Source organism: Mesorhizobium sp. WSM4819, from assembly GCF_055811215.1.
Genome location: NZ_JBVVQO010000044.1, coordinates 42827 through 53875, shown reverse-complemented (window position 1 = coordinate 53875; position 11049 = coordinate 42827). Strand labels below are relative to the sequence as shown.

The 11049-nt window shown below is 62.6% G+C and carries 13 protein-coding genes; 6 read left to right on the top strand and 7 right to left on the bottom strand.

All coding sequences use genetic code 11. From position 1 onward, the window contains the following. A partial coding sequence (locus AC0L18_RS28285; protein WP_473495122.1) for an ATP-binding cassette domain-containing protein occupies positions 1-805 on the bottom strand: 805 nt, incomplete at its 3' end. A 219-nt stretch (positions 806-1024) separates the two neighbouring features. Between AC0L18_RS28285 and AC0L18_RS28280 the strand changes: the two genes are divergently transcribed. Continuing rightward, the gene (locus AC0L18_RS28280) at positions 1025-2056 is read left to right on the top strand and encodes a LacI family DNA-binding transcriptional regulator (RefSeq protein ID WP_473495120.1); all 1032 of its coding nucleotides are present in this window, start codon (positions 1025-1027) and stop codon (positions 2054-2056) included. A 26-nt stretch (positions 2057-2082) separates the two neighbouring features. Here AC0L18_RS28280 and AC0L18_RS28275 read toward each other — a convergent pair whose 3' ends face one another. The 3 genes from AC0L18_RS28275 to AC0L18_RS28265 all read right to left on the bottom strand — a co-directional run bounded on the left by AC0L18_RS28275 (position 2083) and on the right by AC0L18_RS28265 (position 5686). Continuing rightward, positions 2083-3084, bottom strand: a complete 1002-nt coding sequence (locus tag AC0L18_RS28275) for an LLM class flavin-dependent oxidoreductase (protein ID WP_473495119.1) — start codon at positions 3082-3084, stop codon at positions 2083-2085. A 161-nt stretch (positions 3085-3245) separates the two neighbouring features. Beyond that, positions 3246-4409 (bottom strand): AI-2E family transporter, encoded by a 1164-nt coding sequence (locus AC0L18_RS28270; protein WP_473495118.1) that lies wholly within the window; start codon positions 4407-4409, stop codon positions 3246-3248. A 215-nt stretch (positions 4410-4624) separates the two neighbouring features. Then, positions 4625-5686 carry an LLM class flavin-dependent oxidoreductase gene (locus tag AC0L18_RS28265; protein ID WP_473495121.1) on the bottom strand — a complete coding sequence of 354 codons (1062 nt, stop codon included), beginning with the start codon at positions 5684-5686 and terminating at the stop codon, positions 4625-4627. A gap of 244 nt (positions 5687-5930) precedes the next feature. Between AC0L18_RS28265 and AC0L18_RS28260 the strand changes: the two genes are divergently transcribed. Continuing rightward, positions 5931-6359: a DUF6481 family protein gene (locus AC0L18_RS28260; protein WP_023801556.1), complete on the top strand. Its 429-nt coding sequence runs from the start codon at positions 5931-5933 to the stop codon at positions 6357-6359. 185 nt (positions 6360-6544) lie between these two features. On the opposite strand, the gene sugE is transcribed toward AC0L18_RS28260, so the two are convergent. Next, on the bottom strand, positions 6545-6859 hold the full coding sequence (gene sugE / locus AC0L18_RS28255; protein ID WP_473495117.1) for a quaternary ammonium compound efflux SMR transporter SugE: 315 nt from the start codon (positions 6857-6859) through the stop codon (positions 6545-6547). 182 nt (positions 6860-7041) lie between these two features. Beyond that, complete coding sequence (locus AC0L18_RS28250) at positions 7042-7167, bottom strand: hypothetical protein (protein WP_023801558.1); 126 nt, start codon at positions 7165-7167, stop codon at positions 7042-7044. 209 nt (positions 7168-7376) lie between these two features. Between AC0L18_RS28250 and AC0L18_RS28245 the strand changes: the two genes are divergently transcribed. After that, entirely contained in the window at positions 7377-8207 is an 831-nt protein-coding gene (locus AC0L18_RS28245) for a transglutaminase-like domain-containing protein (protein WP_236393253.1), read from the top strand. A gap of 104 nt (positions 8208-8311) precedes the next feature. After that, entirely contained in the window at positions 8312-8716 is a 405-nt protein-coding gene (locus AC0L18_RS28240) for a GFA family protein (RefSeq protein WP_473495116.1), read from the top strand. A gap of 4 nt (positions 8717-8720) precedes the next feature. Here AC0L18_RS28240 and AC0L18_RS28235 read toward each other — a convergent pair whose 3' ends face one another. After that, positions 8721-9980, bottom strand: a complete 1260-nt coding sequence (locus tag AC0L18_RS28235) for a DNA recombination protein RmuC (RefSeq protein ID WP_473495115.1) — start codon at positions 9978-9980, stop codon at positions 8721-8723. Between the two features lie 105 nt (positions 9981-10085). On the opposite strand from AC0L18_RS28235, the gene def reads away from it, so the two are divergent. Then, the gene (def, locus tag AC0L18_RS28230) at positions 10086-10631 is read left to right on the top strand and encodes a peptide deformylase (RefSeq protein WP_128170220.1); all 546 of its coding nucleotides are present in this window, start codon (positions 10086-10088) and stop codon (positions 10629-10631) included. 94 nt (positions 10632-10725) lie between these two features. Continuing rightward, positions 10726-11031, top strand: a complete 306-nt coding sequence (locus tag AC0L18_RS28225; protein ID WP_023801563.1) for a hypothetical protein — start codon at positions 10726-10728, stop codon at positions 11029-11031. Positions 11032-11049 lie beyond the last annotated feature (18 nt).

Below are 11049 nucleotides of genomic sequence, written 5' to 3'. Positions count from 1 at the left end.
CACGCTCTTCCTGGGAAGAGGCAAGCAGGTTGCGCCCGACCATCGCTGATATGATGGTATCTTCGTCGAGCTTTGCCATCGCCTCGGTCAGCACGCGGCGTCCATCGCGAAACACGGTGACCCGGCTGGCCAGATGCATGACCTCGTCGATGCGGTGCGAGATGTAGATGATCGCCACGCCGTTGTCGGCGAGCTGGCGGATGATCCGGAACAGCCTCTGGCATTCGGCCGGCGAAAGCGCGGAGGTCGGCTCGTCCATGATCAGGATGCGCGCCGACATCGACAATGCCTTGGCGATCTCGACCAGCTGCTGCTCGCCGACACGCAGGCTGCCGACCCGCGCCTCCGGGTTGAGCTCGATGCCGAGCCTCTGCAGCAGGGCGCCTGCGGCATGGCTGCTTGCCTTGCGGTCGACGATAAGTCCGGCGATCAGCTTCTCGCGCCCGAGGAAGATATTATCGGCAACGCTGAGTTCGGGAACGAGATTGAGCTCCTGGTGGATGATGGCGATGCCGGCATGCTCGGCGTCGCGCACCCCGGCGAAACGGACCGGATGGGCATCGACGTTCACCGTCCCGTCGTAATCCGTATAGATGCCGGAGAGGATTTTCATCAGCGTCGACTTGCCGGCGCCGTTTTCCCCCATCAGCGCATGGATCTCGCCGCGCTGCAGCTCGAAGCCGACATCGACAAGTGCGGCGATGCCACCGAAGGTCTTGGAGATGTGCTCGGCACTCAGAACGACAGCCGAGCGGGCGGCGGCGGCCGCATCATCTCCGGACGTGATGGAATTGCCATGCTCCATGACAAGAACGGCCTCCCTTCCGTCGTCGTCGAACATCTCAAACGCTAATCTAAACGTTTCGAACATGTCAAGTCGCTATCTGATGAGGCGGGATTGATGCATTTCAATTCTTGCGCAAATCTGCAAGAGTCCGTAGATATTGCAGCTAGAGGGCGATGAAACGTTTCGAAAATGATGGCGTCAGGGCGAAAAAAGCAGCGAAAGTCCACGGCCCCGACCATGCTGCACGTGGCTGAAGCGGCGCGTGTTTCGGTTGCCACCGTCTCGGCGCTGATCAACGGCACCGCGACCGTCAGTCCCGAGCTCAGCCAGCGCATTGAACAGGCGATCCGCGACATCGGCTACAAGCGCAACGCGATCGCCCGCAGCCTGAAGGTGGGCACGACCCGCACCATCGGGCTGACCGTTCCCCACATCACCAATCCGTTCTTCACCGATGTCGTTTCGGTCATCCAGCAGGCATTCGACCGCGCCGGCTATGCGGTCATGCTGTGCTGCACGGACGAGGACCTGAACACGCAGGACGACCAGATCAGGCTGCTGCTCGACCGAATGGTCGACGGACTGATCGTTGCGCGCGTCGGCGACGGCGCGATCCTGAAGAGAATTGTCGACGACGCCAACGTGCCGGTGGTGCTGCTCGACCGCGTTTGCGAAGGCGTCGATACCGACACAGTCATTCTCGACAACCAGCGCGCGGTGTTCGACGCCATCACCCATCTGATCGATCTCGGCCACCGGCGGATCGGCTACATCTCCGGATCGTTCGACATCTCGCCCATGCATGACCGCATGACGGGATATCGCGAGGCGCTCCAGGCTGCCGGCCTGCCGGTCGAGAGCGAGCTTGTCCGCTTCGGCAATTTCCATGAAGTCGACGGCTACAACGCGACGATGCAGCTGCTTTCGCTGCACGACCGCCCGAGCGCGGTCTTCTCGGCCAACAACCCGATGGTGATCGGCACCATGAAGGCGATCCGCGATATCGGGCTGTCTTGCCCCGAGGACATTTCGGTTGCCTGCTTCGACGATTTTCCGTGGTCGGACGTGTTCCAGCCGCAACTGACCACCGTCGCACAACCGGTCAAGGCGATCGGTGAGCAGGCGGCCAATCTGTTGCTCGACCGCCTAGCCGGAAACAGGGACGCGCCGCCGCGCAAGCTGACGCTCAAGGGACGCCTGATGATCCGCAATTCATGCCGGCCCCTTGGCGCGCCGCTGGGGGCGATCGCACAAAGCGTCAGCGCCTAACGCGCCTTCGCAGCGTCGCTAAAAAGTCAGGCAGCTTCTGACAGCGATTTGTGGACGTTGGCCAGAATCTCGAAGGATCGCACCCGCGCTGCGTGGTCGAAAATCTGCGCGGTAACCATCAACTCGTCGGCGCCGGTGCGCTGCACGAACGCTTCGATGCCTTGCCTGACCGTTTCCGGGGCGCCGACGACGGCGCAGGACAGCGCCTGGTCGAGCATGGTTTTGGCCATCGGGTCGAGGTCGCGCTCATATCCGTCGACCGGCGGCGGCAAGCGGCCGGGCCGGCCTGTGCGCAGATTGACAAAGGCCTGCTGCAGTGAGGTGAACAACAGCCGCGCCTCGGCGTCGGAGGGTGCAGCGAACACGTTGAGGCCGAGCATGACATAGGGCTTGTCGAGCTGTTTCGACGGCTGGAAGCGCGAGCGATAGATCTCCAGCGCGTGGTCGAGTTCGGCCGGCGCGAAATGCGAGGCGAAGGCGTAGGGCAGGCCGAGCATGGCTGCGAGCTGCGCGCCATAGAGGCTCGAGCCCAGAATCCAGATCGGCACCTGCTCGCCCTCGCCGGGCACGGCGCGGATACGCTGACCGTCTTCGGCCGGCTGGAAATAGCCCATCAGTTCGACGACATCCTGCGGAAAACTGTCGGCGCCGGCCTCGAGGTTGCGGCGCAGCGCACGCGCCGTGCCCATGTCGGTGCCCGGCGCTCGGCCGAGGCCGAGATCGATGCGGCCCGGGTGCAACGCGTTAAGCGTGCCGAACTGCTCGGCGATGACCAGCGGCGAATGGTTCGGCAGCATGATGCCGCCGGCGCCGACGCGTATCGTTGTGGTGCCGCCGGCGACATGGGCAATGGCGACGGAGGTGGCGGCGCTGGCGATGCCCGGCATATTGTGATGCTCGGCCAGCCAATAGCGCCTGTATCCCAGCCGCTCGGCATGGCGGGCGAGATCGAGCGAATTGGCGAGCGATTGCGAAGCGTTGCTGCCTTCGACGATCGGCGACAGGTCGAGAACGGAAAGAGCGGTCATGGGCGGCGAGGATCCTGTGGACGGGAGGGATGTAGGAACCGACCGCGATGGCCGCAAATTCAAAAAATTGAACTGACGCCCATGAGTCCACCCAAGCAAAAAGGGGCGCTCTGGATTTTACAATCCACGGTTCCCTGCCGCAGCTTATCCCGCTTCACGGATCATACGCCCGCAGCCGTGTCGGTTTCTGAAATCTCTTCGTCCTCAACCGCCGTATGTTGCGCCGCCAGGAAATTGCCGACATGGCTGAGGCCGTCGAAATGGTCGCAGAACACCTTGATGACGACCAGCAGCGGCACCGCCATCAGCGCGCCGACGAGACCCCACAGCCAGGACCAGAAGGCAATGGCGATGAGGATCGCCACGGCATTGATCTCTAGGCGGCGGCCGACCACCGTCGGCGTCACGAATTGGCCTTCGACGGTATCGCACAACAGCACGAAGGCCGGCGCCAGCAGCGCGTAGGAGATGCTGTCGAAGCTGATCAGCGCGATGATCGTGACCAGCGTGATGGTAATCAGCGCCCCGATATAGGGCAGGAAATTGAGCAGAGCCGCTGCTGCGCCCCAGACCTGCGGGTTGGGTATGCCGAGTGCCCAGAGGCCGAGTCCGATGATCACGCCCAGGCATGTATTGATGACGGCGACGGTAAGCAGATAGTGCGAGATTTCACGCTCGACGTCATAGACGACGCGCAGTGCCCGCTTCTTTTCGCTGAGACTGGGGAAGGATTCGACGATCTTCTCATAAAACATCGTGCCGGAGGCGAGCAGGAACAGCGACAGGACGAAGACGATGATGAGGCTGGTGCCCGCCGACAGCAAATTGCCGGCGGCTTGCGAGAGGATGCCCGATTGCGCCATGGCTACCCTCTGGACGCCCGGCCCTTGGGAGGTCTGCGTCAGTCCCTCTATCTGCCGCGAAATCTCCATGATCCTTTCGAAAGGACGCCGCAGTTGCGCGAGACGTTCGGTCAGCTGCTGGCCAATCACCGAGGTGTTGTTGATGAGGTCGATGACCGGGCCGCTGAGCAGATAGCCTGCGACGGCGATGACGCAGAACGACAGCAGCACCAGCAGTGTCGCCGATATCACATCGGGCATGCCGTGTTTGCGCAGGAAACGGACGATCGGCGTCAGCGTCAGCGCCAGCAGGAAAGCCAGGATGACCGGCATGAAGAAGGCACGGGCGAAGGAGAGCGCGTAGATCGCCATGAGGATGAAGATGCCGACGAGCAGCGAACGCATCAAATGCATGTCCGCACGCGCCTCGACGCGCGGATCGGGGCTCTCGGCAGCGCCCGAAGCGGCGGGTTCGGCTTTCATTCTGGCCCTCGGCGGCACACTGCGATTGGTGTACGCTGTTGGCGGAAACGCCTTTGCGGCTTCAAGGTTCCGTTGGGGCGACGTGCGTCCACCTAGACGCTCAAAGTACGCTCTAACGCTTTGAATTTACCATCGGCCAGAAAATCGATTGCGATTTGCGGCCGATGCGTTTAGCCGGTGCTGACGATGACCTTGGGCCCCACCTGGCCGGCGAATCAGGCGGCCGGCGCGGCAACGGCAGGGATCGCCTTCGCCGTTTCCTTGCGCACGATCGGTGCCACCTTGGTGCCGTAGAGTTCGATCGCCTTCATGATCTTGGCGTGCGCCATGGTGCCGATCGCCATTTGCAGCAGGAAGCGGTCGTTGCCGAATATCCTGTGCTGGGCAACGATCTTTTCGGCCACCTGTTCGGGGTTGCCGACGAACAGCGCGCCGTTCGGGCCGCGCGACTGGTCGAAATGTGCTCTCGACGTCGGACCCCAGCCGCGCTCGCGGCCGATGCGGTTCATCACCTCGGCCTGCGGCCCATAAAAATCGTCGGCCGCCTGGTCGGTGGTCGCGGCAATGAAGCCGTGCACGTTGAGGCTGGCGGCCAGATCAGCCGGATCGTTGCCGGCCCGTTTGGCCGCTTCCCTGTAAATATCGAACAGCGGCGCGAACCGCGCCGGCTCGCCGCCGATGATGGCCAACGCCAGCGGCAGGCCGAGCGCACCGGCCCGCGCGGCGGATTGCGGGGTGCCGCCGATCGCGATCCAGATCGGCAATCTGTCCTGGAACGGGCGGGGATAGATGCCGCGATCGTTGATCGGAGCGCGCAGCCTGCCCGACCAACTCACCTTGACATGGTCGCGGGCGGCAAGCAGCAGATCGAGCTTTTCGGCAAAGAGCTCGTCATAGTCTTCGAGATTGTAGCCGAACAGTGGAAAGGATTCGATGAACGAGCCGCGCCCAGCCATGATCTCGGCCCGGCCGCTGGATAGAAGGTCGAGTGTCGCAAACTGCTGGAAGACGCGGACCGGATCGTCGGAGGACAGCACGGTGACCGCGCTGGTCAGCTTTATGCGCCGGGTGCGTTCGGCCGCCGCGGCCAGGGCTACGACTGGCGCTGAAGCCGCATAATCGGGACGGTGATGTTCGCCCAACCCAAACACGTCGAGGCCGACCTGGTCAGCCAGTTCGATCTCCTCGATCAGATTGCGCAGCCGCTCATGCGCACCGATGGCGCCGGGGCCTGATTCCGGGCGGACGTCGGCGAAGGTATAGAGACCGAGTTCCATCATCTGTCATCCTGGTGTTTTGTTCTGGTGTTTTGTTTTCGCGCCTACAGGTAGCGACCAGTCCGCCGCGCCGCCAGAGGATCGGATGGTGAACAGTGCATGTCCGTTTCAGCCCAATTCAGCCAAAAAGGCGTCTCCCGGCTGCAACAGCTCAGAATTTCATGGCTGGCATACCGTTTTGGCGCTTGAACTCTGGGTTTTCACGCGTATGTAAGCCTCGCAAATTGACTCCAGGGAAGTGGACTTGGCTATCTATAGGGAAAAAGACGTTTTCGAGCGGCGCAATGCCGCAAACGAGGCAAAGAAGGCGCTTCTCGAGCGCTTCAAGGCAAAGCCGGCAGCGGACGATCCAGCGGTGCTGGCACGACAGGCCGAACGCAAGGCGATCCTCGAAGCCCGTGCGATACGCGAGGCCGAAAAGGCTAGGCTGAAGCAGGAGAAGCTGGCGCGCGAAGCGGCCGAAAAGGCCGAGCGCGAAGCTGCTGCTGAAGCAGCGCGGATTGCTGCGGAAGAAGCGGCGCAGGCGGAAGCGAAGATCCGGGAAGCCGAAGAGAACGAGCGCATCGCTCGTTTGCTTGCCGACGAGGCCGAGCGCAAAGCCAAGCGCGACGCGCGCTATGCGGCGCGCAAGCAGCGCACCGGCAGGACGCCTCCGGGCTTTTCCGCTCGCTAGCGCTCCAAGCGCGAATCACCAATCAAATTCAGGGCCGCCTTGCAGCGGCCCTGAAGGCGTTTGTGCTGCTGCCTTGCAGCAAAACCAATGCATGTCGCCCAAAAGTGCGCAGCGGTTTTGGGACGACGACATGCATAAAAAAGAGCGTAAAGCGCGTCGCATGAGTCCCTTCAGACGCATGCGCTTTACGCCGCGAGTTTCAATCCCATGATGCCGCAGACGATGAGTGCGATGCAGGCCAGCCTGATCGCGGTCGCAGGCTCACCAAGCAGCCAGATGCCAAGCAGCGCCGTGCCGACGGTGCCGATGCCGGTCCACACCGCGTAAGCCGTGCCGACCGGCAGCGTCTTCAGCGCCAGTCCGAGCAAGGCGAGACTGACGACCATCGAGGCAACCGTCAGGACGGTCGGCAGCGGCTTCGAAAAGCCGTCAGTGTATTTGAGGCCGACTGCCCAGCCGATCTCGAACAGGCCAGCGAAGAAGAGAAGAATCCACGACATCGGAACGCCTCCATAGGGTTGCGGGTCGTCCCGGTCTTTTCGAAAAGCGCGAAGTCGTCTTCGCCGCATTGATTTAGAAATGCCCAATCAACAACAGCGCCGACGGCACTTCAGGACCAGTCGCTGAATGTCGATGGTCCTGGAATGCCGTCGGTCATGACCTTGCGCCGAAACGCCGAGGCTTACTTGTCCTTGAGTTTGGTCGCCTTGACGGGCGGTGCTTTCAGGGTCGGGGCAGCGGCAGGTTTCTTCGCGTCCTTCTTCGGTTTGCGGGCTTCCTTGCCCGCCTTCATCGCACCTTTAGCCATGATTCGTTTCCTCCAATTGTGGCAAGCGAAATGAACCAAGAGAAACGCCCGACCGCAAGAGGCATAATCTGGCGCCGGCGCAGCCGTCGGCTGTCAGCCGTTTCTAATTCGCTCGTAAACCGCGCTGGTCCGTGCGATGATCTTTTTGCACTGCAGCAACGGCCCGTGCCTTCGCCGGGTGGTGATCCGGCAGGGCGGTCAGGACGACAATGCGAATCCATATCGGCTGCGAGATGAGCTTCGACTTTCCGCAGGAAACGCCGCTGATCGCGATGCTCAACGTTCACTATTCCCGCGCGTCCGATCTCGAGCGGCCGGATTTCCTGACTTCGAACCCACCGGTGCCGATCGAGAGCTACCGCGACAGTTTCGGCAATTGGTGCAACCGCCTTGTCGCCCCGCCCGGTCGCTTCACCTTCGGCACGGACGCGGTGATCCGCGATTCCGGAAGTTTCGAGATGGGTGATCTGATGGCGTGGCAGCACGAGGTGCGCGACCTGCCGTCGGAGACGCTGCTGTTCCTGCTGCCGAGCCGCTATTGCGAGAGCGACGTGCTGGCGAACGAGGCGTGGCGGCTGTTCGGCCACTCACCGCTCGGTATTCCACGCGTGCAGGCGGTCTGCGATTTCGTCCACAACCACATCATCTTCAACTACGGCAACGCGCGGCCGACGCGCACGGCAGCAGAGGCCTATCGTGAGCAAAGCGGCGTCTGCCGCGACTTTGCCCATCTCGCCGTCGCCTTCTGCCGCGCCTTGAACATCCCGACGCGCTATTGCACCGGCTACATCAGCGACATCGGCTTGCCGAAACCGTGGTCGGACATGGACTTCGCCGCCTGGATGGAGGTCTATCTCGGCGGTCGCTGGCATGCCTTCGATCCGCGCAACAATGCGCCGCGCATCGGCCGCATCCTGATCGCCTCCGGCCGCGACGCAGCCGATGTGCCGCTGACCCATATCTTCGGGCCGGGTATGCTGGCCGGTTTCAAGGTCTGGACGGAAGAAGTCATCGAAGAGGCGTCGACGCAGCAGCCTTGAACCAGCGGATGGTTTGCCGTGTTGTGAATGCCTGTGTGGAGCTTCGGCGGCTGGGCCGTTAAGCTCCAACACGTGTCGAGGCGCGGCCGAAGGGAGGAACGAAGATGAAAATCGACGGCGGGTGCCATTGCGGCGCCATCACTTACGAGGCGGAAGTCGATCCGGACAAGACCAGTATTTGTCACTGCATCGATTGCCAGCAGCTGACCGGAACAGCGTTTCGGGTGACCGTGCCGGCGCCGGAGGAGCACTACCGCATCACCAAGGGCACGCCGAAGATCTACATCAAGACCGCAGCGAGCGGCGCCAGGCGCGCCCAGGCCTTTTGCGGCGAGTGCGGTACGCACCTCTATGCCACGTCGGTTGGCGACGGGCCGAAAGCCTACGGCATCAGGGTCGGCACGGCGCGGCAGCGCGAACAACTGATCCCGAGAAAACAGATCTGGCACCGCTCGGCGCTGCCTTGGCTGCCGGAGTTCGAAGGCACAATGATTGTCGAGGAGCAGTAGCCTCTCAGTCGTCGCCTTCGACCACCCTTAGCCTCAATTGGCCGGTCTTGGAGTCGGCGACGCGCGCACCCGCTTCGGTCTTCGCGCTGGCCGCCGATCCGGCGTCGCCTTCCGCCGGCTGCGCGCCGAACTCCAGCGCCTCGATCTTCTGGCCGCGCTTGGTCACCTTCGACGTCGAGACGAGAATATCGTCGATATCCTTGGCCGACTGGCCGAAATGGCTCTGCAGCTTGCGCACCCGCTCGTCGAGGCGCGAGACATCCTCCATCAGCCGGATGACTTCGCCCTGGATCAAATGCGCCTGCTCGCGCATGCGGGCGTCCTTGAGGATCGCCTGGATGACCTGGATCGACAGCATCAGCAGCGACGGCGAGACGATGACGATGCGGGCGCGGTGCGCCTTGTGGACAATCCCCTCAAAATTCTCGTGGATCTCGGCGAATACCGATTCGGACGGCACGAACATGAAGGCGGTGTCCTGCGTCTCGCCCTGGATCAGGTATTTGTCGGAAATATCGCGGACATGCACCTCGATGTCACGCCGAAACGCTTGTGCGGCGACCTTCTGCAAATCGACGCCTTCGGCGGCACGGATGGCGTTCCAGGCTTCCAGCGGAAACTTGGCGTCGATGGCGAGTGCGGGCGCGCCATTCGGCATCTTCACCAGGCAGTCGGGCCGGCTGCCGTTCGACAGGGTCGCCTGGAATTCGTAGGCACCGTGCGGCAGGCCGTCGGCGACGATCGCCTCCATGCGCGACTGGCCGAAGGCGCCGCGCGTCTGCTTGTTGGAGAGGATTGCCTGAAGTTGCACGACCTGGCTGGCGAGCGACTGGATGTTGCCTTGCGCTGTATCGATGACCGCCAGCCGCTCCTGCAGTTTGGCGAGGCTTTCATGCGTCGATTTCGTCTGCTCGGTCATGGTCTGGCCGAGACGGCCGGTCATCGCGTCGAGACGCTGGCCGATCGACTGCGTGAGTTCGGCCTGCCGCGCCCCGAACACTTCGGCGATGGCGCCCATGCGGCCCTGCATCTCGGCCTGGCTTGCCAGGATGCCGGCCATCCGCGCCTCGGCGTCGCGGGCGTGGTCGGCGGCTTCCGCGGCAGCCACCGCACGCGCCTTGGCCGAGCGCCAGAGCGCGACCACGAGCGCCACGAACAGGCCCAGGAGCAGGACCGCGCCGAATGCCAGCGCGTGGCCGAGCGTGATCGTGGTGGCGCCCAGCCGGGCGATCGGTTCGGACAGGATGGTGGTCAGGTCGTTCATATCGGACAGCATAGATGATTCGGCCTGACGACACAGATCAAAACGTGAACGCCGCTGCAAATGCCCCGGTTGACGCTTTTCGTGCGAGGTCTTAGGTGAGACGCCATGTCGATCAAGCCGCTCATCATCCTTCCCGATCCCGTCCTGCGCCAGGTTTCGAAACCGGTCGAGCGCGTCGACGGCGCTTTGCGCAAACTGGCCGATGACATGCTGGACACGATGTATGATGCGCCGGGCATTGGTCTGGCGGCGATCCAGATCGGCGAACCGCTGCGCATGCTGGTGATCGACCTCGCCAAGGAAGACGAGCCGCCGGCGCCGCATGTCTTCATCAATCCCGAGATTCTTGAGAGCGCCGATCAGCGCTCGGTCTACGAGGAGGGGTGCCTGTCGATCCCGGATTACTATGCCGAGGTCGAGCGCCCTGCCGCCGTGCGGGTGAAATATCTCGATCGCGACGGCAAACTGCAGGAGATCGAGGCCGAAGGGCTGATGGCGACTTGCCTGCAGCACGAAATCGACCATCTCAACGGCGTTCTGTTCATCGACCACATCTCGAAGCTGAAGCGCGACATGGTGGTGAAGAAGTTCAAGAAGCTCGCCAGGGACAAACCATCAGGCAGCAAGGCGCCGGGCAAGTTAGTGGGATAGGGCGATACTCGCGCAGTTTGATGCTGAACCTTTCGAAGATGTTGGCGGGACAGCGCCCCTCTACCCTGTTCCAGATCAGGAAATGGAGACGCCGATGAGCGACATGCTGATCAGAAATATTCCCGAACCCTTGAAGCGGGAAATCGAGCAGGCGGCGCGTAAGAGCGGCCAGAGCCTGTCGGGCAAGGCGATAGCTCTTCTGCGCGAAGGCATGGTCGCCGAAAGGCAAGCCAGGCTGGAGCCGGGTCTTTCGGCATGGGACGCTATTCGCGCGACTTTCGCTGCTGAAAACGCAATTGGCGATGAATTCGCCAAGATCATGAACGAAATCGAAGCAGAAAGGAAACGCGACTTCGGTCGCCGACCCGCAAAGTTCGCGACTTCGACTGAGCCGACTTAACGGCCAGACGAAGACCGG

What these genes read in the sequence shown, in the direction of transcription:
- AC0L18_RS28280 (WP_473495120.1), top strand. Translation starts at nt 1,025, where the DNA reads ATGCTGCACGTGGCTGAAGCGGCGCGTGTTTCGGTTGCCACCGTCTCG.
- AC0L18_RS28265 (WP_473495121.1), bottom strand. Translation starts at nt 5,686, where the DNA reads ATGGAACTCGGTCTCTATACCTTCGCCGACGTCCGCCCGGAATCAGGC.
- AC0L18_RS28240 (WP_473495116.1), top strand. Translation starts at nt 8,312, where the DNA reads ATGAAAATCGACGGCGGGTGCCATTGCGGCGCCATCACTTACGAGGCG.
- AC0L18_RS28225 (WP_023801563.1), top strand. Translation starts at nt 10,726, where the DNA reads ATGAGCGACATGCTGATCAGAAATATTCCCGAACCCTTGAAGCGGGAA.
- def (WP_128170220.1), top strand. Translation starts at nt 10,086, where the DNA reads ATGTCGATCAAGCCGCTCATCATCCTTCCCGATCCCGTCCTGCGCCAG.
- AC0L18_RS28275 (WP_473495119.1), bottom strand. Translation starts at nt 3,084, where the DNA reads ATGACCGCTCTTTCCGTTCTCGACCTGTCGCCGATCGTCGAAGGCAGC.
- sugE (WP_473495117.1), bottom strand. Translation starts at nt 6,859, where the DNA reads ATGTCGTGGATTCTTCTCTTCTTCGCTGGCCTGTTCGAGATCGGCTGG.
- AC0L18_RS28235 (WP_473495115.1), bottom strand. Translation starts at nt 9,980, where the DNA reads ATGAACGACCTGACCACCATCCTGTCCGAACCGATCGCCCGGCTGGGC.
- AC0L18_RS28245 (WP_236393253.1), top strand. Translation starts at nt 7,377, where the DNA reads ATGCGAATCCATATCGGCTGCGAGATGAGCTTCGACTTTCCGCAGGAA.
- AC0L18_RS28270 (WP_473495118.1), bottom strand. Translation starts at nt 4,409, where the DNA reads ATGAAAGCCGAACCCGCCGCTTCGGGCGCTGCCGAGAGCCCCGATCCG.
- AC0L18_RS28250 (WP_023801558.1), bottom strand. Translation starts at nt 7,167, where the DNA reads ATGGCTAAAGGTGCGATGAAGGCGGGCAAGGAAGCCCGCAAACCGAAG.